The sequence below is a fragment of the Citricoccus sp. I39-566 genome (assembly GCF_031432995.1).
Taxonomy (GTDB): domain Bacteria; phylum Actinomycetota; class Actinomycetes; order Actinomycetales; family Micrococcaceae; genus Citricoccus; species Citricoccus nitrophenolicus_A.
On sequence record NZ_CP133842.1, the window covers coordinates 1,442,432 to 1,468,339 of the forward strand.

The 25,908-nt window shown below is 71.5% G+C and carries 19 protein-coding genes; 11 read left to right on the top strand and 8 right to left on the bottom strand.

Translation table 11 applies throughout. The features are described 5' to 3' along the window. Window positions 1-144: 144 nt before the first annotated feature. The 5 genes from RE421_RS06720 (at window position 145) to RE421_RS06740 (ending at window position 8,083) form a co-directional block, all read left to right on the top strand. On the top strand, window positions 145-1,815 hold the full coding sequence (locus RE421_RS06720) for an L-lactate permease (RefSeq protein WP_309816257.1): 1,671 nt from the start codon (window positions 145-147) through the stop codon (window positions 1,813-1,815). Between the two features lie 63 nt (window positions 1,816-1,878). After that, the gene (locus tag RE421_RS06725; protein ID WP_309816263.1) at window positions 1,879-2,589 is read left to right on the top strand and encodes an FCD domain-containing protein; all 711 of its coding nucleotides are present in this window, start codon (window positions 1,879-1,881) and stop codon (window positions 2,587-2,589) included. A 77-nt stretch (window positions 2,590-2,666) separates the two neighbouring features. Then, window positions 2,667-4,334, top strand: coding sequence for a bifunctional phosphoribosylaminoimidazolecarboxamide formyltransferase/IMP cyclohydrolase (gene purH, locus RE421_RS06730; RefSeq protein WP_309816266.1), 1,668 nt, complete (start codon window positions 2,667-2,669; stop codon window positions 4,332-4,334). 11 nt (window positions 4,335-4,345) lie between these two features. After that, on the top strand, window positions 4,346-5,722 hold the full coding sequence (gene mgtE, locus RE421_RS06735) for a magnesium transporter (protein WP_309816269.1): 1,377 nt from the start codon (window positions 4,346-4,348) through the stop codon (window positions 5,720-5,722). Window positions 5,723-5,860: 138 nt separating this feature from the next. Then, window positions 5,861-8,083: an NADP-dependent isocitrate dehydrogenase gene (locus RE421_RS06740; RefSeq protein ID WP_309816272.1), complete on the top strand. Its 2,223-nt coding sequence runs from the start codon at window positions 5,861-5,863 to the stop codon at window positions 8,081-8,083. Window positions 8,084-8,085: 2 nt separating this feature from the next. Here the strand turns inward: RE421_RS06740 and RE421_RS06745 are convergent, their stop codons facing one another. The 3 genes from RE421_RS06745 to RE421_RS06755 are packed head-to-tail and all read right to left on the bottom strand — an operon-like array spanning window position 8,086 to window position 12,661. Beyond that, window positions 8,086-9,588, bottom strand: a complete 1,503-nt coding sequence (locus RE421_RS06745) for an APC family permease (RefSeq protein WP_309816275.1) — start codon at window positions 9,586-9,588, stop codon at window positions 8,086-8,088. A 55-nt stretch (window positions 9,589-9,643) separates the two neighbouring features. Then, window positions 9,644-11,635 carry a glutaminase A gene (gene glsA, locus RE421_RS06750; protein ID WP_309816278.1) on the bottom strand — a complete coding sequence of 664 codons (1,992 nt, stop codon included), beginning with the start codon at window positions 11,633-11,635 and terminating at the stop codon, window positions 9,644-9,646. Between the two features lie 36 nt (window positions 11,636-11,671). Further along, window positions 11,672-12,661: a D-isomer specific 2-hydroxyacid dehydrogenase family protein gene (locus tag RE421_RS06755; RefSeq protein WP_309816283.1), complete on the bottom strand. Its 990-nt coding sequence runs from the start codon at window positions 12,659-12,661 to the stop codon at window positions 11,672-11,674. A 70-nt stretch (window positions 12,662-12,731) separates the two neighbouring features. On the opposite strand from RE421_RS06755, the gene RE421_RS06760 reads away from it, so the two are divergent. Both RE421_RS06760 and hrpB read left to right on the top strand, forming a co-directional pair. Beyond that, window positions 12,732-13,619, top strand: a complete 888-nt coding sequence (locus tag RE421_RS06760; protein ID WP_309816286.1) for an SDR family oxidoreductase — start codon at window positions 12,732-12,734, stop codon at window positions 13,617-13,619. A 42-nt stretch (window positions 13,620-13,661) separates the two neighbouring features. Continuing rightward, complete coding sequence (gene hrpB / locus RE421_RS06765; protein WP_309816289.1) at window positions 13,662-16,370, top strand: ATP-dependent helicase HrpB; 2,709 nt, start codon at window positions 13,662-13,664, stop codon at window positions 16,368-16,370. Window positions 16,371-16,404: 34 nt separating this feature from the next. Here the strand turns inward: hrpB and RE421_RS06770 are convergent, their stop codons facing one another. From RE421_RS06770 to RE421_RS06780, 3 genes are all read right to left on the bottom strand, one after another. Beyond that, window positions 16,405-16,977, bottom strand: coding sequence for a DUF664 domain-containing protein (locus RE421_RS06770; RefSeq protein ID WP_309816293.1), 573 nt, complete (start codon window positions 16,975-16,977; stop codon window positions 16,405-16,407). 105 nt (window positions 16,978-17,082) lie between these two features. Next, entirely contained in the window at window positions 17,083-18,111 is a 1,029-nt protein-coding gene (locus RE421_RS06775; RefSeq protein WP_309816296.1) for a DUF2332 domain-containing protein, read from the bottom strand. Then, on the bottom strand, window positions 18,111-19,622 hold the full coding sequence (locus RE421_RS06780) for a glutamate--cysteine ligase (RefSeq protein WP_309816303.1): 1,512 nt from the start codon (window positions 19,620-19,622) through the stop codon (window positions 18,111-18,113). The genes RE421_RS06775 and RE421_RS06780 overlap by 1 nt, the downstream gene beginning before the upstream one ends. Before the next feature lie 144 nt (window positions 19,623-19,766). Here RE421_RS06780 and RE421_RS06785 point away from each other — a divergent pair, with 144 nt between their 5' ends. The 4 genes from RE421_RS06785 (at window position 19,767) to RE421_RS06800 (ending at window position 24,372) form a co-directional block, all read left to right on the top strand. Continuing rightward, a complete protein-coding gene (locus tag RE421_RS06785) occupies window positions 19,767-21,098 on the top strand; it encodes an extracellular solute-binding protein (RefSeq protein ID WP_309816307.1) in 1,332 nt (443 codons plus the stop codon). Continuing rightward, a complete protein-coding gene (locus RE421_RS06790) occupies window positions 21,095-22,120 on the top strand; it encodes a sugar ABC transporter permease (RefSeq protein WP_309816309.1) in 1,026 nt (341 codons plus the stop codon). The genes RE421_RS06785 and RE421_RS06790 overlap by 4 nt, the downstream gene beginning before the upstream one ends. Next, a complete protein-coding gene (locus RE421_RS06795) occupies window positions 22,117-23,010 on the top strand; it encodes a carbohydrate ABC transporter permease (protein WP_309816311.1) in 894 nt (297 codons plus the stop codon). Before RE421_RS06790 ends, RE421_RS06795 begins: the two co-directional genes overlap by 4 nt. A 72-nt stretch (window positions 23,011-23,082) precedes the next feature. Next, the gene (locus RE421_RS06800; protein ID WP_309816315.1) at window positions 23,083-24,372 is read left to right on the top strand and encodes a sn-glycerol-3-phosphate ABC transporter ATP-binding protein UgpC; all 1,290 of its coding nucleotides are present in this window, start codon (window positions 23,083-23,085) and stop codon (window positions 24,370-24,372) included. Window positions 24,373-24,423: 51 nt separating this feature from the next. Here the strand turns inward: RE421_RS06800 and RE421_RS06805 are convergent, their stop codons facing one another. Both RE421_RS06805 and purU read right to left on the bottom strand, forming a co-directional pair. Beyond that, window positions 24,424-24,942: a gamma carbonic anhydrase family protein gene (locus RE421_RS06805; RefSeq protein WP_309816318.1), complete on the bottom strand. Its 519-nt coding sequence runs from the start codon at window positions 24,940-24,942 to the stop codon at window positions 24,424-24,426. 93 nt (window positions 24,943-25,035) lie between these two features. After that, the gene (gene purU, locus RE421_RS06810; protein WP_309817141.1) at window positions 25,036-25,884 is read right to left on the bottom strand and encodes a formyltetrahydrofolate deformylase; all 849 of its coding nucleotides are present in this window, start codon (window positions 25,882-25,884) and stop codon (window positions 25,036-25,038) included. Between the last annotated feature and the right edge of the window lie 24 nt (window positions 25,885-25,908).

Genomic DNA, 25,908 nt, shown 5'->3' on the forward strand with positions numbered 1-25,908 from the left:
CCACGCTAACACCATGGCCTGGATCACACAATCTCCGCCCGAGCGCTTGACCGACGTGATGTGCGCCATATAGGTTCTGTGGCCTGACCACAGTGGTCAGTCCACACCGTTCCCGCCCCGCCCCCGCACCCCCAGGAGATTCGCGTGAGCACCTTCACCGCGACCACCGATGCCATCGGAGACAGCGTGGCCCTCTCCGCGCTCGTCGGCACGCTGCCCCTGCTGACCTTCTTCATCATGCTGCTGGCCGTGAAGGCCCGAGCCCACGTCTCCGGTGCCGTGGCCCTGCTGGTGGCCATCGCCGTGGCCATCCTCGGCTTCGGCATGCCGTGGGACCTGACCCTGCTCTCGGCCAGCCAGGGGGCGGTCTTCGGCCTGTTCCCCATCGTCTGGATCGTCGTGATGGCGCTGTGGTTCTATCAGGTGACCGTGCTCAGCGGCCGCTTCGAGGACATGCGGGCGCTCTTCGACACCATCGGTGGTGGAGACCTGCGGATCCAGACGATCCTGATCGCGTTCTGCTTCGGCGGGCTGCTGGAGGCGCTGGCCGGATTCGGCGCCCCGGTGGCCATCACCGCCACCATGATCCTGGCGCTGGGCCTCAAGCCGCTGAAGACCGCCACCGTGGTGCTCATCGCCAACACGGCCCCCGTGGCCTTCGGCGCGATCGCCATCCCGATCACCACCGCCGGCGTCCTCACCGGACTCGACCCGGCGCGGATCGGTGCCGTCGTCGGTCACCAGGCCCCGTTCCTGGCACTGCTCGTCCCGTTCTTCCTCCTGCTGATCATCGATGGGGTCCGCGGCCTCAAGGAGGCCTGGCCCGCCGCCCTCGTGATCGGGAGCTCCTTCTCGATCGCCCAGTGGTGGAGCGCCACGCACTTCTCCTACGAGCTGACCGACGTGGTGGCCTCTCTCGTCGGGCTGGGCGCCGCCGTCGTGCTGCTGCGCTTCTGGAAGCCGAAGGGGGCCGACGGTGTGCGCGAGCGGCTGGGCGTGCAGAAGCCGGCAGCCGTCGAGACGCTGACCCCGGTCCGGATCTGGATGGCCGTGATGCCCTACGTCCTGGTGGTGGCCGTGTTCGGCCTGGCGAAGCTGTGGACGGCGGGGGTGGACATCCCGGCGGCCCTGGAGGCCACGGACCTGTCCATCCCGTGGCCAGGGCTGGACGGCCGGCTGCTCGACGCCGAGGGTGAGCCGATCACCTCCACCGTCTACACCTTCCAGTGGCTCTCCAGCCCCGGCACCCTGCTGCTGATCTCCGGACTGCTGGTCGCGGTGATCTACGGCGTCTTCGACGCCCGGGGGAGGTACACGATGACCCTGGGCAACGCCGTCACGGAGATCGGGCGGTCGATGTGGAAGATGCGGTTCTCCGCGCTGACCATCATGGCGGTCCTGGCCCTGGCCTACGTCATGAACTTCTCCGGTCAGACGATCGCGATCGGCACCTACGTGGCAGGGCTCGGAGCCGCCTTCGCCTTCTTCTCACCCGTGCTCGGCTGGCTGGGGACAGCGGTCACCGGCTCGGACACCTCGGCCAATGCGCTCTTCTCCAACCTGCAGAAGACGGCGGCGCTGGAGAGCGGCCTGGATCCGCACCTGATGACCGCCGCCAACACCTCCGGGGGCGTGGTGGGCAAGATGATCTCGCCGCAGTCGCTGGCCATCGCCGCCACAGCGGTCGGCATGGAAGGCCGGGAGTCCGCCATCTTCCGCGCGGTGGTCTGGTGGTCCGTCGGGCTGCTGCTGGTCCTGTGCACGCTGGTCTTCCTGCAGTCCAACGTGCTGTCCTGGATGCTGCCCGGTGCGTGAGTGGCACCTGGCCCACACCCCCTAGACTGCGAGGCAATCCCCTTTCTGCCCCTGGAGCCGCCCGTGCCTGCCCCCCGCGCCTACACCGTGATCCTCGCCTGGCTCGAGGACCAGTTGCGCTCGGGCGCCATGAAGGTGGGGGAGAAGCTGCCGGGCGAGCGCCAGCTGGCCGAGCAGTTCGGCATCTCCCGGGCCTCGGTCCGGGAGGCGGTCCGGGTGCTGGACGCCATGGGGTTGGTCCGCTCGGCCACCGGCTCCGGCCCCTCGGCAGGGGCCGTGCTGATCTCCGAGCCCTCCACGGCGCTGGCCTGGGCCCTGCGGATGCACATGGCCACCCGCGCCCTGCCGATCGGGGACATCGTCCAGGCGCGGTTGCTGCTGGAGACCCAGGCCGCCCTCGAGTCCGCATCCCGCCCATGCAGCCCCGAGCGGCGGAACACCCTGGCGGAGGCCTCGCGGCTGCTGGACGAGATGGATGCCCCGGAGATGCCGGCCGAGCGGTTCCACAGCAGCGACGCCCAGTTCCACCTCCTGCTGACCTCACTGGCCGGCAACGTGGTGGTGGAGACCATGATGGCCTCGCTGCGGCAGGCGACCATCGGCTACGTCCAGGAGACCGTCTCCGGCCTCGAGGAATGGCCGGAGGTCAGCTGCACCCTGCAGGGGCAGCACCGCGCGATCCTGCAGGCCGTCCAGGACCGGCGCGGCCAGGACGCCGCGCAGGCCCTGCGCGAGCACATCACCTGGTTCTACGGGTTGAGCGACCACCACTGATTCCCGGCGGGCCTAGACTGGTTCCGGCGCCCGGCCGGCGTCGTTCCCGTCCCCACCTGACCCCAGGAGTACCTGACGTGACCATCCAGCTCGACCGTGTCCCGCTCAAGCGGGCCCTCATCTCCGTCTATGACAAGACCGGTCTGGAGGAGCTGGCCACGGGGCTGCACGCCGCCGGGGTGCAGGTCGTCTCCACGGGCTCCACGGCGAAGCGGATCGCGGGGGCCGGGGTGCCGGTCACCGAGGTGTCCGAGGTGACCGGATTCCAGGAGTGCCTGGACGGCCGGGTGAAGACCCTGCACCCGCTGGTCCACGCCGGCATCCTGGCGGACCGCCGCCGGGAGGACCACGTGGCCCAGCTGGAGCAGCTGGACATCCAGCCCTTCGACCTCGTGGTGGTGAACCTCTACCCCTTCGTGGACACCGTCCGCTCCGGCGCGGGCCAGGACGAGGTCGTCGAGCAGATCGACATCGGCGGGCCGTCCATGGTGCGCGCGGCCGCCAAGAACCATCCGTCCGTGGCCGTCGTCGTGGACCCGGCCAGGTACGGCGACGTGGTCTCCGCCGCCCAGCAGGGCGGCTTCGAGCTGACGGCACGACGCCGGCTCGCGGCCCTGGCCTTCGCCCACACCGCGGCGTATGACAACGCCGTGGCGGCCTGGACGGCGGCGCAGTTCGAGGGTGAGGGGGAGGGAGACCTCTTCCCGCCCTACGCCGGGGTGACCCTGCAGCGCGCCGAGACCCTGCGCTACGGCGAGAACCCGCACCAGAAGGCGGCCCTCTACGTGGAGGACGGCGCCGCCCCGGGCATCGCCCAGGCCGAGCTGCTGCACGGCAAGCCCATGAGCTACAACAACTACGCCGACGCCGATGCCGCCCTGCGCGCGGCCTTCGACTTCGACGCCCCGGCGGTGGCCATCGTCAAGCACGCCAACCCCTGCGGCGTGGCCGTGGCGGAGGAGATCGAGACGGCACACCGCAAGGCCCACGCCTGCGATCCGGTGTCCGCGTTCGGCGGCGTGATCGCCGCCAACCGCGAGGTCACCGTGGCGATGGCGAACGCGGTCAAGGACGTCTTCACCGAGGTGGTCATCGCCCCGTCCTTCGCCCCGGAGGCCCTCGAGATCCTCGCGGCCAAGAAGAACATCCGCCTGCTGCGCCTGCCCGAGGGCTACGCCCGGGACTCGGTGGAGTACAAGCAGGTCTCCGGCGGCATGCTGCTGCAGGCCCGCGACGCCGTGGACGCCGCCGGGGACGATCCCGAGACCTGGACCCTCGCCGCCGGTGAGGCCGCCGACCCGGCCACGCTGGCCGACCTCGCCTTCGCCTGGAAGGCCGTGCGGGCCCCGAAGTCCAACGCCGTGCTGCTGGCCTCCGACGGTGCGACGGTCGGGATCGGCATGGGCCAGGTCAATCGCCTGGACTCCTGCCGGCTGGCCGTGGAGCGGGCCAACACCCTGGGGGCGGCTGCCACCGGTGCCCAGGAGGTGGGTGCCGAGATCACCTCGGCCGGCGGGGCCGAGAACGTCTCCGGCGCCGGCGCCCCCGAGCGGGCCCGTGGCGCCGTGGCCGCCTCGGACGCGTTCTTCCCGTTCGCGGATGGGCTGCAGATCCTCCTCGACGCCGGTGTGCGCGCCGTGGTCCAGCCGGGTGGCTCCATCCGGGACGAGGACGTGGTGGCCGCGGCCGAGGCGGCCGGGATCACCATGTACTTCACCGGGGCCCGCCACTTCTTCCACGGCTGAGCCCGGACCCGATGACCCCGCGGATCCACGAGGAGGGCCCGGCGCAGCGCCTGGAGGCGCAGATCCGCGCCGACCTGCGCCGGGACGACCTCGAGGCGGCCCGGGACGGGTTGCGTCACCTGTCGCCGGCCAAAGCCGGACGGTTCCTGGGCCGCACGGAGCCTGGCGGCCTGGCCGTGGTCTTCCGGCTCCTGGAGAAGGCCGTCGCCGTCGAGGTCTTCGCCGCGCTGGAACCGCGCCAGCAGTCCCAGCTGATCACGGGGCTGCAGGACGAGGACGTCCAGGCCGTGTTCGCCCAGCTGCAGGCCTCCGGGCAGGCGCGGCTGCTCGACGAGATCCCCGCCGAGGTGGCCCAACGTCTGCTCGGCACCCTGGACAGCGACCAGCGGGCCGCCGCGGGCCGGGTGCTGGGATACCCGGCAGGGTCCGTCGGCCGGAGGATGGGGCCGGTGGTGCTCGAGCTGGGGCCGGACCTGACCGCCGGTGAGGCGTTGCGTGCGCTCCGCGATGCCGGGGTGCCCCGGGGGCGACTGCGCCGGCTGGTGAGCCTGCCGGTGGTCGCCGGCGGGCACCGACTCCTCGGCATGGTGGAGCTGACCGTACTGGCCAGCGCCGCCGAGGGGGCCGTCGTCGGGGATCTGATGGCGACGGACCTCGAGACCGTGACGACTGCGGAGGACGACGAGGCCGCGGCCCGCCGTCTCCTGGACGAGGGGCTGATGGCCCTGCCGGTACTCGACGAGGCAGCGCGGATCGTCGGCATCCTGACCCTGGCGGATGCGACGCGGATCCTGGCCGAGGAGGAGAGCGAGGACGCCGCCCGTTCGGGTGGCTCCGAACCTCTGGCGCAGCCGTACCTCGGCACGCCCGTGCGCCGGCTGGTGAGGTCGAGGATCGTGTGGCTGCTGGTCCTGGCCGTGGGCGCCACCCTGACGGTCCAGGTGCTGGAGGTCTTCGAATCGACCCTCGAGGAGATGGTGGTCCTCTCCGTCTTCGTGCCCCTGCTCATCGGCACCGGGGGCAACACCGGCAACCAGGCGGCCACCACCGTGACCCGGGCCCTGGCCCTGGGCGACGTCCGCGCGGGAGACACACTGCGGGTGGTGTGGCGGGAATTCGCGGTCGGACTCAGCCTGGGCGCGATGCTGGGCACGCTCGGGCTGGTGGTCGCCGGATCGGTGTACGCGTGGCCCATCGGGATCGTCGTCGGCCTGACGCTGCTGGCCATCTGCACGCTGGCCGCCTCCGTGGGTTCGCTGATGCCCATCATCGCCCGCCGGCTCGGGGTGGACCCGGCCGTCTTCTCCAATCCGTTCATCTCGACGGTGGTCGATGCGCTGGGCCTGATCGTCTACTTCCTCATAGCCCGGGCCGTGCTGGGGCTCTGAGCGATGGCAGCGGCGGTGGTCCGGTCCGGTCACGATGGGCGTCCGGGCCGCTCCCTCCGGTAGATTGGGGGCCGATTGACCCATCACCACGACTCGGGCCGTGCCCACCGGCGCGCCCTGCGAGGAGACGCACGCTTCATGTCGAAGATCATCTACACCTATACCGACGAGGCTCCCATGCTGGCCACCGGCTCCCTGCTCCCGCTCGTGGAGGCCTTCGCCTCGACGGCCGGTGTGGGGATGGAGACCCGGGACATCTCCCTGGCCGGGCGCATCCTGGCCGCCTTCAACGACGTGCTGCCGGCGGACCAGAAGGTCAACGACGCCCTCGCCGAGCTCGGTGAGCTGGTCAAGTCCGATGACGCCAACGTCATCAAGCTGCCGAACATCTCCGCCTCCGTGCCGCAGCTGAAGGCCGCCGTGGCCGAGCTGCAGGCCGACGGCTTCGCCCTGCCGGCGTACCCGGACGAGCCCAAGACTGCCGAGGAGCGGGACGCCCGCGCGCGCTACGACTCCGTCAAGGGATCGGCCGTGAACCCGGTGCTGCGTGAGGGCAACTCGGATCGCCGCGCGCCGAAGGCCGTGAAGAACTTCGCGAAGAAGCACCCGCACTCGATGGGCGCGTGGTCCGCGGACTCCAAGACCAACGTGGCCGCCATGGACGCCGACGCCTTCTTCCACAACGAGAAGTCCGTGGTGATCAGCGAGGATGGCACCCTCCGCATCCAGTTCGTGGACGGCTCCGGTGAGACGACCGTGCTCAAGGACGACTTCCCGGTGCTGGCCGGCGAGATCGTGGACGGCACCTTCATGTCCGCCGCCGCCCTGGACGAGTTCCTGGCCGCCCAGATCGCCCGAGCCAAGGAGGAGGGCGTGCTGTTCTCCACCCACCTCAAGGCCACCATGATGAAGGTGTCCGACCCGGTGATCTTCGGTCACGTGGTCAAGGCCTTCTTCCCCTCCCTGTTCTCGACGTACGGCGCCGAGCTGGACGCCGCCGGGCTCTCCGCCAACAACGGCCTGGCCGCCATCCTCTCCGGACTGGACGCCCTCGACCCGGCGGTCGCCGAGGGCGTCAAGGCCGAGATCGAGGCCGGCTACGCCAACGGACCGGACCTGGCCATGGTGAACTCCCACAAGGGCATCACCAACCTGCACGTGCCCTCGGACGTGATCGTGGACGCCTCCATGCCGGCCATGATCCGCACCTCCGGACACATGTGGAACAAGGACGACCAGGAGCAGGACACCCTGGCCGTGCTCCCGGACCCCTCCTACGCCGGCGTGTACCAGGTGGTCATCGACGACTGCCGGGCCAACGGCGCCTTCGACCCGACCACCATGGGCACCGTCCCGAACGTGGGCCTCATGGCACAGAAGGCCGAGGAGTACGGCTCCCATGACAAGACCTTCATCCTCGAGGCCGCCGGCACCGTGCAGATCGTGGACGGCTCGGGCGCCGTGCTGATCGAGCACGCGGTCCAGGCCGGGGACATCTGGCGCGCCTGCCAGACCAAGGACGTGCCGGTGCGCGACTGGGTCAAGCTGGCCGTCACCCGGGCCCGCGCCTCCCAGACGCCGGCCGTGTTCTGGCTGGACGAGAACCGCGCGCATGACGCCAACCTGATCGCCAAGGTCACCGAGTACCTCGCCGAGCACGACACCGAGGGCCTGCAGCTGGAGATCATGGCCCCCGAGGCGGCCACGGCCTTCACCCTGGAGCGCATCCGCCGCGGCGAGGACACCATCTCGGTCTCCGGCAACGTGCTGCGTGACTACCTGACGGACCTGTTCCCGATCCTGGAGCTGGGCACCTCCGCCAAGATGCTCTCCATCGTCCCGCTGATCAACGGCGGCGGCCTGTTCGAGACCGGTGCCGGCGGCTCCGCCCCGAAGCACGTGCAGCAGTTCGTGGAGGAGAACCACCTGCGCTGGGATTCCCTCGGGGAGTTCCTGGCCCTGGCCGTCTCCTTCGAGCACGAGGCCGTCTCCCACGGCAACGCCCGCGCCCAGGTGCTGGCGGACACCCTGGACCGGGCCACCGGCACCTTCCTCGAGGAGGGACGCAACCCCTCTCGCAAGGTGGGCGAGCTGGACAACCGCGGCTCGCACTTCTACCTGGCCATGTACTGGGCCCAGGAGCTGGCGCGGCAGACCGAGGACGCGGAGCTGGCCTCCAAGTTCACCGAGATCGCGGCGGACCTGACCGAGAACGAGCAGCAGATCTTGGACGAGCTCAACGCCGTCCAGGGTTCACCGGTGGACATCCAGGGCTACTACAGCCCGTCCAAGGACCGCGTCTTCGAGGCCATGCGCCCCTCGGCCACCCTCAACGCGATCGTGGCGAAGCTGACGAAGTAGCGTCAGCGCCCCGGCGGGCGGGGCGGCAGGCGGTCGTCCTCGCCGATCCTGACGTCGCCCACCGGCGCCCCCCGTTGCCGGTGGGCGGCCCGGTTGAGGAAGTACGTGAGGATCCACAGCAGGACGCCGAGCGCCATGAGGCCGCCGGCGATCTGGTAGACCAGCGGATCTCGGTCCACCCAGGGCCCCACCAGGAACAGGGAGAGGGCCACGGCCAGGTACGGCAGCAGTCGGGGCGAGTTGAAGGCCCGGCCGGACGCGGGCTCCGGGCCGCGCCGGCGCCGCAGCACGATGCACGCCACGTTCACCACGGCGAAGACGCACAGCAGCAGCAGTGCTGTGGTGCTGGAGAGGTTCGTGACGATGTTGCTCTCCGGATCGGAGGTGACGTACCAGATCAGGAACAGGGCCAACAGGGTCGTGAAGAGGATGGCGACCCAGGGCGTGCGCCGGTGCGGCAGCACCTTGCCGAGGCTCCGCGGCAGCACGTTCTGCTTGGCCATGCCGTAGACCAGCCGGCTGGCCATCAGCATGTTGATCAGGGCGGTGTTGGCCACGGCGAAGACGGCCAGGAACGGGAAGACCTGGTCCACCGGGAAGTCCGGGGAGCCCTTGGACACGACCTCCAGCAGGGCCCGACCCTCTGCCTCGCCGATCCGCGCCAGCTCGGTGGGCGAGAGCACGGCCACCGCCGAGACCGCCACCAGCATGTAGAAGATCACGGCGATCCCCAGTCCGGTCAGCATGGTCCGGGGGAAGATCCGCACCGGGTCCTTGGTCTCCTCGACCATGTTCACCGAGTCCTCGAAGCCCACCATGGCGAAGAAGGCGATCGAGGTGGCGGCGGTGACGGCCAGGAACAGTCCCTTCTCGTTGTTGTCCTGGAACACGAAGATCTGGCTGAGGTCCGAGCCGCCCTGGGCCATCGCGAAGAACCCCACGCCGATCACGATGCACAGCGCCGTGACCTCGACCAGGGTCAGGACCACGTTGAACTTGATGCTCTCACCCACGCCGCGGAGGTTGATCAGGGCCAGCAGGATCATGAAGCCCAGGGCCACCGCCGTCACAGCACCCTGGTCCACGGGACCGATCCAGCCGTTGACCTCCAGCCCGCCGAAGAAGTTCTGGGCGAGGACGTTGGCCGAGGTCGAGGCGCTGGTGATGCCGGAGCACACCACGGCGAAGGCCACCAGGAACGTGATGAAGTGGATGCCGAAGGCCTTGTGCGTGTACAGCGCCGCGCCGGCGGCCTGCGGGTAGTGCGTGACGAGCTCGAGGTAGGAGAGCGCCGTCAGGGTGGCCACGGCGAAGGCCAGCAGGAAGGGCAGCCAGAGGATGCCGCCCACCATGCCCGCCATCTCGCCGGTGACGGCGTAGATGCCCGCGCCGAGCACGTCGCCCACGATGAACAGCAGCAGCAGCTTGGGGCCGAGGACGCGTTTGAGCTCGCCCTCGCCGCCTTCAGGAGGTGCCGTGTCCAGGTCCGTCCCGGTGGTGCTCATGCTGGGCAGTCTGACCCCGGCCGCTGGACGGGGTCAATGTCCTGGGCGTACTGCCCTACTCGTAGCGGGCGCCGGACTCCCTGCTCATCTGCTCCACCGAGGTGTAGGCGTCCCGCGCCAGGGCGGACCAGAGCTTGATCGCCAGCTGCGGATCGGACTCCTCCAGGGCGGAGATCACCTGGGCGGTCAGCACCCGCGTGGTCACCGGCCCCACGGCGCGCACGGTCGTGACCTGGCGTCCGGCCTGCCCCAGGGCGATCTCGCCGAAGATCATGCCGGGGGACAGGTAGGCCTGCCGGTAGCGGCGGCCGCCGGAACCCTGGCCCATGAGCTCGACCTGGCCGGACGTGATGAAGTAGATCCCCCCGAAAGGCTGGCCCGTGCGGCGGATGACCTGCCCGGCCCGGTAGGTCCGTGGCTCCATGAACGCGGACAGGGTGAGGGCGTCCTCCTCGGTGAGCATCTCCAGCAGCGGGGACCGCGTGGGCTCCTGACTCCCGGTGGGCACCAATTCGGGCGCGTGGCTCGCCAACAGCCGCTGCTCGATCCATTCCAGCGCGAGGGACCGGGAGAGGAACAACCGGAATTCGGGCCCGACGTCGGCCGCCTCCACGTCGGTCAGCTGCGGACCGGCGGGGGCCAGGTCGTAGACGGCCGCGTCCCGGGTATGCGCGTCGTCAGCGGCGGGCGACCCGGCCGGCGTCGGGCCGGAGGAGGGCCACGTGGCGGTCTCCGGCAGGGGGTCCGGCAGGGCGCCGTCCTGGGACTCGGCGGCGTGGGCCAGCAGGGAACGCGTCAGGGCCTCGTCGTCGTCCAGCAGGATGAGGTCCCGGCCCGCGGCCAAAAAGCCCCGGACCACATGGGTGAGCAGCCGGGCCGCCGCCTTGCCGAAGTCGTCCACCTTGCGCACGTCCACCACGAGGGTGCGGACGGTCTCGTCCAGCTCCACGGCGGCGCGCGCCAGGGTCTCGGCCTCGGCGAAGCCGATGTCCCCGCCGACCTCGATGATGCGGCACTGGTGACCGTGCTTCTCGAGGACCTGCAGCGCCTCCACGCTGCGGGGCACGGAGGAGGGGGCCTCGGACAGGTCGTAGCGGGCCCGCACGGTGGACCGGCCCAGCGGCGGGACGTCGCCGTAGTGCAGGCCGAAGTCCTGGGTGATCTGCGCGATGGCCAGGCTGCCGCGCACAGAGGTGCCGTGCTCGTCCAGGGGCGGGGAGAACACGCCCACCCCCATCTGACCGGGGACCACCACGAGCAGGCCGCCGCCCACGCCGGACTTGGCCGGCAGCCCGATCTCGATCGCCCACGTGCCGGCGTCGTCATACATGCCGCACGTGGACATCACGGACAGCACCCAGCGGACCACCCGCGGGGAGAAGACGCGTTCCTCGGTGGCCGGGTTCACGCCCTGGTTGGCCAGGGTGGCGGCCATCATGGACAGGTCCCTCGCGGTGACCAGGATGGAGCACTGGCGGAAGTAGTCCTGCACGGTGGGCTCGGGATCGGTCTCGAGGATCCCGAAGGACCGCAGCAGCCACGCCAGGGCCCGGTTGCGGTGGCCGGCCCGGTCCTCGGCCCTGGACACGGAGTCGGAGACCTTGAGGTCCCGCCCCGCGGCGTCGGAGAACGTGTTGACGATCCGGCCGATCCGGTCGCGGCCTCCCCGGCCCTTGATGAGGGAGGTCGTGGCGATGGCACCGGCGTTGATCATGGGGTTGTCCGGGCGGCCCGTGCCGGCCTGCAGGGAGATCTCGTTGAACGGGTCCCCGGAGGGCTCCACGTCGATCTTCTCCTGCACCTTCTCCGGGCCCAGGTCCTCCAGGGCCATGCCGTAGGTGAAGGCCTTGGAGATCGACTGGAGGGAGAAGGCGTGGTCGGCGTCCCCGGCCGCGTAGCAGTGCCCCTCCACCGTGGTCAGCGCCAGGCCGAACAGATTCCGGTCCATGGCGGCGGCCGAGGGGACGGCCGCGTAGTTGGTGCCCTCGTCGACGGGACGGATCTGCTCGACCAGCCGGTCGAGGTACTCCTGCACGGGGGATCTCATACCCCCAGCCTAAGGGGACGGCAGGACCTGTTCTCCTCAGTACCCGGCGTCCGCGTCCACCTGCCCCTCCAGGGGTTCCCCTGCGGCCCGGGCCGCGAGGTTGTGGACCGTCCGGGCGTTGATCAGGGGGATGCACATCTCAGGGGTGTCCGCCGTGTGGGGGGTGATCAGGCACCGCGGCTCGGCCCACAGGGGGTGGCCGTCCGGCAGCGGTTCCGGGTCGGTGACGTCCAGTCCCGCCGCTCGGATGGAGCCTTCGGCCAGCGCCCGGACCAGGGCGTCCGTGTCCACCAGGGTGCCGCGGGCGATGTTCACCAGGATGGCGCGTTCGTCCATCAGCTCCAGCTGGCGTGCCCCGATCATGCCGCGCGTCTCGTCCGTGGCCGCGGCGGCGAGCATCACCACGTCCGCCCCGGGCAGCACCTCGTCCAGCCGGTCCTGGGTGACCGTGCGGTCCGCCCCGGGCACCTGGCCCTCCGAGCGCCGCACCATGGTGACCGTGGTGTCCCAGGTCTTCAGCAGCCGCAGGTACTCGCGGGCGATCCCGCCCCCACCGAGCACCACGCAGTGCAGGCCGTTGAGGGTGGTCCCGCCGCCGGGACCCCAGCCGGTGGCCCGGACCCGCTCGGGCAGGTCCCGCAGCAGGGCCAGGGTCAGGGTCAGCGCGTGCTCGGCCACGGGCGGGGCGTACACGCCCTTCGCCGAGGTCCAGGTGATGTCCCGGCGGTCCCGGATGGTGGGGACGTAGCGCTCGATCCCGGCGAACGGCAACTGCACCCAGCTGACCTGCGGGTTGGCCTCCAGCAGGGCCAGCACCTCGTCCACCGGTACCGGGAAGACCATCACCAGGGCGGTGGCGCTGCCGTCCCCGTAGGGCGCCTGGGCGTCGTTCGAGACCACCACGCCCCCGACGTCGGCCGCGGCCTGCGCGGGTCCGGCGTGCGCCTCGCAGTAGGGGCCGTCGGAGCGGGCGTCCGCCGGCGGGTAGAACAGCACGCGGTCGGGGCGCTTCGTCGCATCAGTCATGCCGCCATGCTGTCACAACCGGCAGGGCCGGGGCCTTGTTGCGAGCCCGCGGGATCCCTAGGGTCGAGGGATGAGCGAATCCGCGAAGAACCCGGTCACCCGTCACCCGAAGATCTCCCCGCCGGAGCAGGACCAGCCGGAACCCGGACTGGACGTGCGGACGGACCCCGTCCCGGACATCGGCCTGGAGTCCTACCAGGGCCGCGAACGGCTCGTGGGCCGCAGGGCCCTGGTGACCGGGGGAGACTCCGGCATCGGTGCCGCCGTGGCCATCGCCTTCGCCCGCGAGGGCGCTGACGTGGCCATCGCCTACCTGCCGGCCGAGGAGGAGGACGCCCGGCGCGTGGTGGCGGCCATCGAGGAGGCCGGCCGCACCGCTGTCGCGCTGCCGGGGGACCTGATGGACCGGCAGTACCGGGAGGGGGTCGTGGACGCGGCAGCCGAGCAGCTCGGCGGGCTGGACATCCTGGTCAACAACGCCGGCAAGCAGGTCATCAGCGAATCCCTGGAGGAGCTGAGCGACGAGCAGGTCGACGAGACCTTCCAGATCAACATCAAGTCCATGTTCACGCTCTCCCGAGCCGCCCTGAAGCACATGGGCCCGGGGTCCACCATCGTCAACACCACCTCGGTCCAGGCCTATGAGCCCAACCCGATGATCCTGGACTACGCGGCCACCAAGGCGGCCATCAACAACTTCACCAAGGGTCTGGCCCAGCAGGTCGCGGAGCGCGGCATCCGCGTCAACGCCGTGGCCCCGGGCCCCGTCTGGACCGTCCTGCAGGTCTCGGACGGCCAGCCGAAGGAGAAGCTGCCGGAGTTCGGGCACAACACCCCGCTGGGCCGGGCCGGCCAGCCGGTCGAGATGGCCCCGGCCTATGTCTTCCTGGCCTCGGAGGAGTCCAGCTACGTCACGGGGGACACCCTCAACGCCAACGGCGGGACGCCCACGCCGTGATTCCCGTGCGGTGACCCGCGGGGCACCGGCCACAATGGAGGGATGATCCCCTCTGTCAGTTCCGGTGCCAGTTCCGGTGCCAGGTCAGACCCGTTCGACCTCGACCGGCTCGGCGCCGGACTGGTCTTCGCCGCCTCGCTGCCGGAGCTGCAGGACGTCCTGTCCTCCGGGCGCCTGGCCGTGGTGCAGGCCCCACCCGGCACCGGCAAGACCACCCTCGTCCCGCCGGCGGCCGCGAACCTGCTGGCCGCCGGGGCCGGGACGGGCGGGCGGGTCGTGGTCACCCAGCCCCGCCGCGTGGCGGCCCGGGCGGCCGCCCGCCGGCTCGCGGGACTGGACGGGTCCGCCGTCGGGGGCCGGTCCGGCTACGTGGTGCGCGGGGAGCGGCAGACCGGGCCGGGGACGCTGGTGGAGTTCGTGACGCCGGGCGTGCTCGTGGGTCGTCTCCTGGCCGATCCGGAGCTGGCCGGCACGGGGGCCGTGATCCTGGACGAGGTCCACGAACGGGACCTCGAGACGGACCTGTTGTTCGGCATGCTCGGCGAGGTGGCCCAGCTCCGGCCCGAGCTGCTGCTGGTGGCGATGTCCGCCACCCTGGACGCCGAGCGGTTCGCCGCCCGGCTGGGCGCAGGCGCCGGCCGGCCCGGCCCCGCACCGGTGGTGGACTGCCCCTCCGCACTGCACCCCGTGGACGTCCGGTACCGCCCGGCTTCCGGCCTCCGCCAGGACCTGCGCGGCGTGAGCCGGGAGTTCCTGGACCACGTGGTGCACAGTGCGGCGCAGGCCCACGCCGAGGCGCTCGCCACCGCGCCGGACACGGATGCCCTGGTCTTCGTGCCCGGGGCCCGCGAGGTCACCGAGGTGGCCTCCCGGCTGCGGGCCCTGGCGCCGGGCACGGAGGTGCTGTCCCTGCACGGCCAGCTGCCGCCGGCCGAGCAGGACCGGGCGATCGGCGGCCGAGACCCTGCAGACCCCACCGCCCCGCCCCGGATCATCGTGTCCACGTCCCTGGCCGAATCGTCCCTGACGGTGCCCGGGGTGCGGCTCGTGGTCGACTCCGGACTGGCCCGCGAGCCCCGGCGGGACGCCGCCCGCGGCATGACGGGCCTGGTCACGGTCGCCTGCGCCCAGGCCTCCGCCGAGCAGCGGGCGGGCCGCGCCGGGCGGCTCGGCCCCGGCACCGTGGTGCGCTGCTACGACCGCACCACCTACGGGACGGCACCCGCACACCCCACGCCCGCCCTCCGGGTGGCTGACCTCACCGGCGCCGCGCTCGTGCTGGCCTGCTGGGGTGCACCGGGCGGCGAGGGACTGGTGCTGCCCGAGCCGCTGCCGGAGGCCCCGCTGGCCGAGGCGCTCGAGACCCTGCGGGCTCTGGACGCGATCGACGGCACCGGCCGCGCCACCGACCACGGCCGCCGGCTCGTCGCCATCCCGGCCGAGCCACGGCTGGCCCGTGCCCTGCTCGACGGCGGCCGCCTCGTGGGTGCACGCGCGGCCGCCGAGGTGGTGGCCCTGGTCGCCTCCGACGTACGGCCCGTGGGCGCCGACCTGACGGCGTCCCTGGCGCGGCTGCGTGCTGGGGGCGACGGGGCCGGTGGCGGCCGCGGCGCGGAGGGGGACGCCGGCCGCTGGCGCCGGGAGGCCCAGCGCCTCGAGCGGCTGGCGGCGGCTCCGGGCCAGAGCCGAGACCGCGGCCAGGGCCACCGCACGGTACCGCGGGAGGCCGAGGTGGGGGCCGTCGTCGGGCTGGCCTGGCCCGAGCGGCTCTCCCGGCACGTGGGCGGCGGCGTGTACCTGCTGGCCTCGGGCACGCGTGCCGCCCTCCCGTCGGGCAGCCCGCTGGACGGCGCCGGGTGGCTGGCGGTGGCCGAGGTGTCCCGCGCCGAGGGAAAGGCCGCTGCCGGCACCGGGGCCGTGATCCGGGCCGCCGCCGCCGTGGACGCGGACCTGGCCGTCCGGCTGGCCGGGCCCCTGTACCGCGAGGAGACCACGGCGCACTGGCAGGCCGACGGTCACACCGGCCGCGTGGTCGGCCGGTCTCGGCGCACCCTCGGGGCGATCGTCCTGACCGAGACGCCGGTGGCGCCCGACCGCGCCACGGGCCGGCCCGCCGTCGTGCGCCTGCTGGCCGAGCACGGCCCCGAGGCGATCGGACTCGATCCCGAGGCGAGCCCCGGGGCCGAGGCCCTGCGCCGCCGGCTGGACCTGCTGCACGGCAGGCTCGGGGAGCCGTGGCCGGACGTGTCCTCCGCGGCGCTCGCCGAGCGGTGGGAGGAGTGGCTGGCGCCCGAGGTGGAGCGGCTCGCCGGCGGGACGAGAGCCGGGTCGCTGGACCTTGCCGCGGCCCTGCGCCGGCTGCTGCCCTGGCCCGAGGCGGGACGCCTCGATGAGCTCGTGCCGGAGCGGCTGCCGGTGCCCAGCGGTCGCACGGCACGGATCGAGTACCCGGCGGTGGGTGCCGGTGGAGAGGCCGGGGACCGCGACGGCGCCCCGGTCGTGGCGGTCAAGCTCCAGGAGTGCTTCGGGCTGGCCGAGACCCCGCGGCTCGTGGGCGGGCGGGTGCCGGTGGTCTTCCACCTGCTCTCCCCGGCCGGGCGGCCGCTGGCGGTGACCGGGGACCTGGCCTCCTTCTGGTCCGGGCCGTACGCCCAGGTCCGCGCCGAGATGCGGGGGCGATACCCGAAGCACCCCTGGCCGGAGGATCCGTGGACGGCGCAGGCCACGGCCCGGACGAAGGAGAGGATGTAGCGGCGCGACTCCGCCGGGAGGGTGGGGGCGGCGATCAGGGCAGCATCGGCCAGTCCGCGGGCGGGTCCTCGCCCACGCGGCCGTCGATCGCCTCCCGCAACAGGTCCAGGTGACCGGTGTGCCGGCCGTACTCCTCGATGAGGTCGTGCAGGTGCCGGCGCACGCTCGGCACGGATCCCTCGAACTCCAGATGCCCCGGCTGGTCCAGCCCGCCGCCCGCCATCAACTCCCGCAGGCGATCGCGGGACCGGTCCACGGCCGCCGACCACAGGGCGTAGACGTCCGCGGCGCCCTCGTCCGGCTCCACCGAGAACTGCCAGCGCTCCGCGTCCCCCTCCGGGGCCAGGGTCCACGTGACGGGCGCGCGGCCGGAGATGCGCCACTGGAACACGTCGTCCTCGCAGACCGCCAGGTGCTTGAGCAGTCCGCCCACCGTGAGCGCTGTGCTGGGGATCGGCCGGGCCCTCAGCTGGTCCACCGTCAGGCCGTCGGCCTTCCAGCGGAACGTGGCGCGCAGTCGCTCGAGCGTGCCGGTGAGGTGCTCGGCGTCCGAGCCCGCGAGGGGCGGCTCCCAGGCGGGGTCGGCGGTGGGGGTGTCTTCGGTCATGTCGGATCCTCACTCCGCGCGGGAGCGAGGAGTCATGGTCCGTCGACCATCAGGGCCGGGTATGGCGGCGCAGATGGTCGATGAAGGATGACTGGGCCGCCGGTTTCAACTCGCGGGAAGGCCCACCACGCACCGGCCATGGGGGTCGGCCAGGGCCCGCGGGACGCCGTCCACGGCGACGACGAACCGGCCGTCCTGGGTTGCGCCCTCCGTGTCCGCCGGCCGGGCTCCGGGGGAGGGCAGGGGAACCACGCCGCGTCCCTCGTTGCTGATCCAGTGCCCGGGCAGGCCCCGGACGAGGTCCACGAAGTCGGCGCGCGCCCCCGCCTCGAGGTAGGCGAGCACGGCGGTGTGGAAGACCACCAGGGTGGCGTCGGCCGGGGCCTCGGCCGCCAGGGCCGGGAGGGCCTGGTTCAGGTCGCCGGCCACCACGCGCGGCGGATCCCGGCGGGCGATGTCCAGGGCCGCCCGCAGTCGGTCCCGGCGCTCGTGGTGTTCCGGCCAGATGAGCGCCTCCAGCCAGTCGGTGGCCGCCGGGTCCCGGACGTCCACGGGAGCCAGGTCGATCCCGGCCCGCCACGCCACTCGGGGCAGCGCGTCGGGGACGGTGATCCCCGGCGCGGTGCCGCACTCGATGACCACCCCGGAAGGCCCGGCCGCGGGATCGAGGCGGGGGCCGGCGTCGTACCTTGGTGCGTTCTGGCCCGCGGTGTACCGGTACGAATACCGGTCCGGCAGCAGGCAGAGCCCGGCCGAGGCTCCCACCTCGATGAGCGCGAGCGGCTGCGGCAGTGCTGCCAGGAAGGGCAGCAGCACGGCGCACCGGGCGGCCTCGTTCGTCTGGGTCGACCGCGCCAGGATCGTGGGACGGATGGCGTTCCAGCGACCCAGGAGGGTGCCGCGGAACGAGGCGTAGGATCCTTCGGCCCCGTGGATCCGGGCGGCGGCGAACACCAGGTTGGGCTGCCGCTTGGGCCGGGGCAGGGAGGCCAGCAGGTCGAGCACCGCTGGATCCTCGGCGATGTTCTCGGCCCAGTCCTCGTAGACCTTCGAGCTGCCGTGGGCCTCGGTCCGGGCGAAGCGGCGGTAGACCTCTGAGGGGGAAAGCTGCCCGCGGTGGATGGCGGGGTCCATCACGGCAGCGGCCAGGTGTGCACGGGCGCCCCACCGCGCATGTGCCCCCCGTAGTCCGCCACCAGGGCGGCCAGGGCCTTGCCGCGGGGCATTCCGGACTCCTCGAGGCGCGCCAGGGAGCGCGTCATCCAGGTGGAACCGTTCTGACCGGTCCGGGTGCGCCCGGTGAGCACGGACAGGTAGTGCTCGGCCGACGCGTTGTCCACCTCCAACAGCTCCAGGCCGTGGCGGGCGGCCGGCAGCAGGTGCCGGTCCAGCAGCTCGGTGACGGGCAGGTCTCCGTAGCCGGGCCAGTACACGGAGGCGTTCAGTCCGTGCCGGGCGCATTCGTAGAAGTTGGTGCGGGCCACCGCGAAGGACATCCGCTCCCAGGGGTTCTCCTCGGTCTCCACGAGGTACTTGACCAGGCCGAAGAAGAAGGCGGCATTGGCCACCATGTCCACCACCGTGGGTCCGGCCGGCAGCAGCCGGTTCTCCACCCGGAGGTTGGCCGGGACGGCTGGCTGCGCCGGCGAGCTGCCGCCGTCGCCCGGCTGCTCGTCCCGGCCGGGATCGTAGATGGGCCGGTTCCAGCGGTAGACGGTCCCGTTGTGCAGGAGCAGCTCGGACAGCCTCGGGGCGCCGGCCGCCGTGCTGGAGCCGTCGCCGGAGAGCTCCGGCAGGAGGGCCGGGAAGAAGGCGATGTTCTCCTCGAACAGGTCGTCGATCCCCTCGATCCACCGCTCACCGAACCAGACGCGGGGGCGCACGCCCTGGCGGGCCAGCTCGGGCCCGCGGGTGTCCGTGGACTGCTGGAACACGGGGATGCGGGTCTCGGCCCACAGCCGGCTGCCGAGAAACATCGGCGAGTTGGCCGCCAACGCCACCTGGGGCCCGGCGATGGCCTGGGCCGCGTTCCAGACCGGGCCGAACTGCTCCCGCGTGACCTCCAGATGCAGCTGCATGGACGTGCACGTGGACTCCGGGGCGATGTCCCGGGCGTAGTAGGAGAGGTGGTCCGGCCCGTCGATGTCGATGAGGATGTCCTCGCCGCGCGCCTCGAGGATGGCCGCGTTCAGGGCGGCATAGCGATTGCCCTCGCTGATCCAGCCCTCCCCGGCCAGGTCGTCGCCGCCGATGGTCGGCAGGATCCCCACGGCATACAGGTGCGCCCCGGCCCGCACGGCGCGCTCGTCGGCGCGGTCCAGCTCGGCCCTCAGTGACTCCTCGAGCTCGGTCAGTCCCCGGCCGCGGATGGTCAGGGAGGGGTGGTTCAGCTCGATGTTGTACCGGCCCAGCTCCGTCTGGAACGCCGGATTGTCAATCGCCGCCAGCACCTCGCGGTTCAGCGGGGCCGGCTGCGAGTCGCCGTCCACGAGGTTCAGCTCCAGCTCCAGGCCGATCCGCCCCGCACCCGGGAACCGATGGTCCGCCAGGTACGCCTTCAGGTCCTGGAGGGAGGACTCCAGGCGTTCGCGAAAGCGCGTCCGTTCGGAACGGGAATAGGTGCTCGACTCGACCTCGGTGCCCATGCATGAAGCGTAGGGCATCCGACCCGCCGGACCGGAGCTCTTGGGAAACACCCGCAACGGGAATATGCTCACGTCACAGTGACCCGCCCCACAGCCTGTTCCCGGGCGGGACCTGCTGGGACACGGACCGGAGGTACGCACCTGATGACGGATTCCCGAGCCAACCCCTCGAGGGCGGCAATCTCGCGGCGGCGCTCCCAGCGCGCCGCCGGCGCCGCGGTGGTGGTCACCGCGGCCCTGGTCCTCGCCGGCTGCGGCCCCGCCGAGGACACCCCGGTGCTCACCTGGTACACCAACCCGGACGACGGCGGCCAGGCCACGATCGCCCAGCAGTGCACCGAGGCGGCGGGCGGCTCCTACCGCCTCGAGACCTCCGTGCTCCCCAACGATGCCGCCTCCCAGCGGGAGCAGCTCACCCGGCGGCTGGCCGCCGGGGACACCTCGATGGACATCATGTCCCTGGACCCGCCCTTCATCCCCGAACTCGCCGAGCCGGGATTCCTCGCGCCGGTCCCGGAGGAGGTGGCGTCCTCCACCACGCAGGACACCCTCGAGGGGGCCCTGGCGGGCGCCACCTGGAAGGGCAACCTGGTCACGATCCCGTTCTGGGCCAACACGCAGCTGCTGTGGTACCGGAAGTCCGTGGCCGAGGAGGCCGGGCTGGACATGGACGGGCCCGTCACATGGGACCAGCTGATCGAGGTGGCCCGGGACCAGGGCAAGGAGTTGGGCGTCCAGGGCGCCCGGGCAGAGTCCATGACCGTGTGGCTCAACGCCCTCGTGGAATCCGCCGGCGGGCAGATCCTCGAGAACCCGGAGGCCTCCGCCGCGGACGTCCAGGTGGGCCTCGACTCGGAGGCCGGGACCAAGGCGGCCGAGATCATCTCCACCATCGGTCAGGAGGGCCTCGGCGGGCCCGGCCTGGCCACGCAGCAGGAGAACGAGGCCATGCTGCTCTTCCAGGGGGACAGCGGCTCCTTCATGGTCAACTGGCCCTTCGTCTGGCCGGCCACCAACGCCGCCGTGGAGGACGGCTCCCTGCCGGAGGACCTGCCCGAGGACATCGGCTGGACGCTGTACCCACGGGTCTTCGAAGACCAGGAACAGGCGCCGCCACTGGGCGGCATCAACCTGGGCGTCGGGGCGCAGTCCGAGCACCCGGACCTGGCCTGGGAGGCGATCGAGTGCATCGTCACCCCGGAGCACCAGACCCAGTACTTCGTGACCAACGGCAACCCGCCCTCCAGCGCCAGCGCCTTCGAGGACCCGGCCGTGGAGGAACAGTTCCCGATGGCCCCCACCATCCGCGAGTCACTCGAGCTGGCCGCACCGAGGCCCCAGACGCCCTACTACAACGAGGTCTCCACGGCGATCCAGCAGCGCTTCACCCCGCCGGGCGCCGTCAACCCGGAGACCACACCGGCCGAGACCGGCCAGTTCATCATGGAAGTCCTGCGAGGGGAGTCGCTGCTGTGAGCGCCATTCCGACGAACGTCCCCGCGGTCGGCCCGGAGGCCGCGGACGGCGATTCCGCACCGCCGGGGGGATCCCGAGGCCGCCGCAAGGCGACAGGCAGGGAAGCAGGCCGGGCCCCGCGATCCGAGCGGGCGCGCGCCGAGGCCCGGCTCGGTTGGTGGCTCGCGGGCCCGGCCTTCGTGATCATGGTGGCCGTCATCTTCTACCCGGTGGCGAAGGCGGTCTGGGACTCGCTGTTCAGCTACCGGCTCACGGCCCCGGCGGACCGGGAGTTCATCGGCCTGCAGAACTACGGGACCATCCTCACGGACGGGGTGTTCTGGAGTGCCCTCGGCGTCACCGCCCTGATCACCGTGGTGACCGTGTTCGTGGAGCTCATCCTGGGCTTCCTGCTGGCCCTGGTCATGCACAAGGCCATCAAGTCCACGCGCGGACTGGTCCGCACCGTCATCCTGGTGCCCTACGGGATCATCACCGTGGTCTCGGCCTACGCCTGGTACTACATGTTCTCGATCGACTCCGGATACGTGAACAACTGGCTCAGCTGGGTGCCCGGGTTCAACGACGAGATGAACTGGTTCGCGCAGGGCGGGACCTCGCTCGTGGTCATCATGTTCTCCGAGATCTGGAAGACCACCCCCTTCATCTCCCTGCTGCTGCTCGCCGGACTGGCGCAGGTCCCGGACGACCTCTCCGAAGCGGCCGCCGTGGACGGGGCCAACTGGTGGCAGCGTCTGGGCAAGGTGGTACTGCCCAACATGAAGGCCGCCATCATGGTGGCCGTCCTGTTCCGGGCCCTGGACGCATTCCGGGTGTTCGACTCGATCTTCATCATGACCAACGGCGCCTACGGCACGGAGGTGTTGTCGCTGCTGGCCTACCGGACCTCCATCGGGCGGCTGGAGATCGGCCTCGGCTCGGCCATCTCCGTGGTGCTGTTCCTGTGCGTGGCCCTGATCGCCTTCGTGGCGGTCAAGGTGTTCAACGTGGACCTGGCCGGATCCAAGGGAGGACGCAAATGAGCACGGACACCGCCCTGACAGCCGAGGAGGCCGAGGGCCAGCGGACGGCCCGCCGGGCGAAGCGGAACACGTCCATCGGCTGGTGGGTGATCACCGTCGTCGTGGCCGTGTGGTGCCTGTTCCCGGTGGCCTCGATCCTGGCGACGAGCTTCAAGACCCCCGGTGACCTGTCCAGCGGGAGTTTCCTGCCGACGTCGTGGTCCACCATCAACTACGAGGAGATCCTCGTGGGGGACTCCCGGGAGCTGTTCCTGACGGCCCTGTGGAACTCCATCGGCATCTCCGTCATCGCCACCGCGATCGCCGTGGTGCTGGCCACCCTGTGCGCCTACGCGATCGCGCGGCTGGACTTCCCGGGCAAGCGGCTCGTGCTCACCGTCTCCCTCATGGTGTCCATGTTCCCCGTGATCTCCCTCGTCACCCCGCTGTTCAACATGTGGCGGACCCTGGGGCTGTATGACACCTGGCCCGGGTTGATCATCCCGTACCTGTCCCTGACGCTGCCGATCTCCATCTGGACGCTGACGGCGTTCTTCAAGCAGATCCCCTGGGAGCTGGAGCAGGCCGCGCAGGTGGACGGCGCCACGCCGCTGCAGGCGTTCCGCAAGGCGATCGTCCCCCTGGCCCTGCCCGGGGTCTTCACCACCGCGATCATCGCCTTCTTCATCGCCTGGAATGACTTCGTCTACGGCATCTCGCTGACCTCCACCGAGGCCGCCAGACCGGTGCCGGCCGCCCTGGCGTTCTTCTCCGGCGCCTCCCAGTTCGAATCGCCCACCGGGGCCATCTCGGCCGCGGCCATCATCGTCACGATCCCGGTGGTGCTGCTGGTCATGGCCTTCCAGAAGCAGATCGTGGCCGGACTGACCTCGGGCGCCGTCAAGGGCTGAGGCGCACCGCACCAGCCCGCCCGGCACCCATCACCAACCCCCTCATGCAGGCACGAAGGAAAGGGAGCACCGATGGCCTCCATCACCCTGAACAACATCGTCAAGAAGTACGACGACGGCTTCCCGGCCGTGAACAACGTGTCCCTGGACATCGCCGACGGTGAGTTCGTCATCCTGGTGGGCCCCTCGGGCTGCGGCAAGTCCACCCTGTTGCGGATGATCGTGGGGCTGGAGGACATCACCTCCGGGGAACTGCAGATCGACGGAACCCGGATGAACGAGGCCGCCCCCAAGGACCGCAACCTGGCCATGGTGTTCCAGAACTACGCCCTGTACCCGCACCTGACCGTGTACGAGAACATCGCCTTCCCGCTGCGCCTGGCCAAGGACAAGAACGGCGGCGGCGGTGGAGGCGTCGGCGGGGGGACCGTGGACGAGAGGGTGCAGAAGGCCGCGGCCATGCTCGAGCTGACCGAGCACCTCGAGCGCAAGCCCGCCAACCTCTCCGGCGGCCAGCGCCAGCGGGTGGCGATGGGCCGGGCGATCGTGCGTGAGGCGGACGCCTTCCTGTTCGACGAGCCGCTGTCCAACCTGGACGCCAAGCTCCGCGGGCAGATGCGCTCCGAGATCTCCCAGCTGCAGCGCCGACTCGGGATCACCAGCGTCTACGTGACGCACGACCAGACCGAGGCCATGACCCTGGGGGACCGGGTGGCCGTGCTGAAGAAGGGCATCCTCCAGCAGGTGGCCAGCCCGCGGGAGCTCTACGAGCAGCCCGTCAACCTGTTCGTGGCCGGCTTCATCGGCTCCCCGTCCATGAACTTCCTGCCGGCCACGCTCAAGGACTCGGGCGGTGGCGCGGGGGGTGCGGTGCTGTCCTCCCCGATCGGGGACATCCCCATCTCCGCGGAGAAGGCTGCGGTGGCGCAGGGCCGGGAGCTGGTGATGATCGGCCTGCGGCCGGAGTTCTTCGAGGACGCCGCACTGGTGGACGAGTCCAAGATGTCCAAGGGGTCCGTGTTCACGGCCGAGCTGTCCCACCTGGAGTGGCTGGGGCACGAGCAGTACGGCTACATCGAGTTCGAGCCGGACGAGAAGGTCCGCCGGCTGCTCTCCGACCTCGCGGCGGAGATGGATGCCGACGAACTGCGGCCACAGGTGGTGACCACCCTGTCCGCGGAGTCCCGGGTACGGCCGGGCCGGCCCACGGAGCTCTGGGTGGACACCTCGCGCGTGCATATCTTCGATCCGGAGTCCGGGCAGAACCTCACCCGGGACGCCGAGGCCGGCGCCGAGCTGACGCGGATGGCCACGGAGGAACGCGAGCGGGAGATCGAGCTGGCGGCCGCCAAGGACGCCTGACCCTCGTCTCCCCGGCGAAGGGGAGAGAGCGGGCGACGACGGCCGGTCGCCTCAGGTGTTCGCCTCGCGGTGCGCCGCGGCGAGCCGGACGTAGGTGGCCGAGTTCTTCGCGAGGGCGGCGAGCTCGTCCTCCGTGAGTTCGCGGCGGACCTTCGCGGGGACCCCGGCCACGAGAGAGCGCGGTGGGACCACGGTGCCCTCCAGCACCAGGGCGCCGGCGGCCACGAGGGACTGGGTGCCGATGACGGCGCCGTTCATGACGGTGGCGGACATCCCGATCAGGCAGCCGTCCTCCACGGTGGCCCCGTGGACCACGGCGGCGTGGCCCACGGAGATGTCGTGGCCGAGGGTGCAGGGGAAGCCCGCGTCCGCGTGCAGCACCACGTTGTCCTGCAGGTTGGTGCGGTCTCCCACGCGGATCGGGGCGGAGTCCCCCCGCGCGGAGACCCCGTAGAAGGCGGAGGACTGCTCACCCAGGGCCACGTCTCCGGAGAGCGTGGCCGTGGGGGCCAGGAAGGCGGACTCAGGGGCGGAGGGCGTGGCGCCGGCGATCGTGATCAGGTGTGCCATGGGCCCAGCCTACGTGGCACCACCGTGATCCAGGTCGCACGAAGTGGCCAGCCCCGGGGCGGGCATGGCCACTTCGTGCGACGCAGAGGGCGTTCAGTCGAAGACGACGGTGCGCTTGCCGTCCAGCAGCACCCGGTGTTCCGCGTGCCACTTCACCGCGCGGGACAGGGTGGAGCCCTCGACCTCGCGGCCGCGGATCACGAACTCGCGGGCGCTCTGGGCGTGGGTGACGCGCTGGACGGTCTGCTCGATGATCGGCCCCTCGTCCAGGTCCCCCGTGACGTAGTGGGCGGTGGCGCCGATCAGCTTGACCCCGCGTTCGTGGGCCTGGTGGTAGGGCTTGGCGCCCTTGAAGGACGGCAGGAAGGAGTGGTGGATGTTGATCGCCCGCCCCTCGAGGCGGCGGCACAGGTCGTCCGAGAGGATCTGCATGTAGCGGGCGAGCACGACCAGCTCGATGTCGTACTCCCTGACGAGGTCGAGCAGCTTGGCCTCGGCCTCGGCCTTGGTGGACGCGCCCTGGGCGTCCTTGCCCACCGGGATGTGGACGAAGGGGATGCCGTAGAAGAACGCCATCGGCTGCAGCTCCAGGTGGTTGGAGACGATCACGGGGATCTCGACGGCCAGGGTGCCGGCGCGCTGCTGGAAGAGCAGGTCGTTCAGGGTGCGGCCGTCCTTGGAGCACATCACGAGGGTGCGCGTCTTGCGGGAGGCCTCCCAGAGTCCCATGTCCATGGCGAACTCCTCCTTGACCGGGGCCAGGGCGGCCTCCACCGCCGTCAGGGGCTCCGGGGTGGTGAATTCCACGCGCATGAAGAAGGTGCCCGTGTCCGGGGAGTCGAACTGCTTGGACTCCGTGATGTCACCCTGCACGGACAGCAGAGCCCCGGAGACGGCGTGCACGATGCCCCGGCCGTTGCGGCAGGAGAGGGTCAGCACCATGGGCTCGCCCTGGGACGGGGAGGG

What these genes read in the sequence shown, in the direction of transcription:
- mgtE (WP_309816269.1), top strand. Translation starts at nt 4,346, where the DNA reads ATGACCCCGCGGATCCACGAGGAGGGCCCGGCGCAGCGCCTGGAGGCG.
- RE421_RS06740 (WP_309816272.1), top strand. Translation starts at nt 5,861, where the DNA reads ATGTCGAAGATCATCTACACCTATACCGACGAGGCTCCCATGCTGGCC.
- RE421_RS06745 (WP_309816275.1), bottom strand. Translation starts at nt 9,588, where the DNA reads ATGAGCACCACCGGGACGGACCTGGACACGGCACCTCCTGAAGGCGGC.
- glsA (WP_309816278.1), bottom strand. Translation starts at nt 11,635, where the DNA reads ATGAGATCCCCCGTGCAGGAGTACCTCGACCGGCTGGTCGAGCAGATC.
- RE421_RS06755 (WP_309816283.1), bottom strand. Translation starts at nt 12,661, where the DNA reads ATGACTGATGCGACGAAGCGCCCCGACCGCGTGCTGTTCTACCCGCCG.
- RE421_RS06760 (WP_309816286.1), top strand. Translation starts at nt 12,732, where the DNA reads ATGAGCGAATCCGCGAAGAACCCGGTCACCCGTCACCCGAAGATCTCC.
- hrpB (WP_309816289.1), top strand. Translation starts at nt 13,662, where the DNA reads ATGATCCCCTCTGTCAGTTCCGGTGCCAGTTCCGGTGCCAGGTCAGAC.
- RE421_RS06770 (WP_309816293.1), bottom strand. Translation starts at nt 16,977, where the DNA reads ATGACCGAAGACACCCCCACCGCCGACCCCGCCTGGGAGCCGCCCCTC.
- RE421_RS06775 (WP_309816296.1), bottom strand. Translation starts at nt 18,111, where the DNA reads ATGGACCCCGCCATCCACCGCGGGCAGCTTTCCCCCTCAGAGGTCTAC.
- RE421_RS06780 (WP_309816303.1), bottom strand. Translation starts at nt 19,622, where the DNA reads ATGGGCACCGAGGTCGAGTCGAGCACCTATTCCCGTTCCGAACGGACG.
- RE421_RS06785 (WP_309816307.1), top strand. Translation starts at nt 19,767, where the DNA reads ATGACGGATTCCCGAGCCAACCCCTCGAGGGCGGCAATCTCGCGGCGG.
- RE421_RS06795 (WP_309816311.1), top strand. Translation starts at nt 22,117, where the DNA reads ATGAGCACGGACACCGCCCTGACAGCCGAGGAGGCCGAGGGCCAGCGG.
- RE421_RS06800 (WP_309816315.1), top strand. Translation starts at nt 23,083, where the DNA reads ATGGCCTCCATCACCCTGAACAACATCGTCAAGAAGTACGACGACGGC.
- RE421_RS06805 (WP_309816318.1), bottom strand. Translation starts at nt 24,942, where the DNA reads ATGGCACACCTGATCACGATCGCCGGCGCCACGCCCTCCGCCCCTGAG.
- purU (WP_309817141.1), bottom strand. Translation starts at nt 25,884, where the DNA reads ATGGTGCTGACCCTCTCCTGCCGCAACGGCCGGGGCATCGTGCACGCC.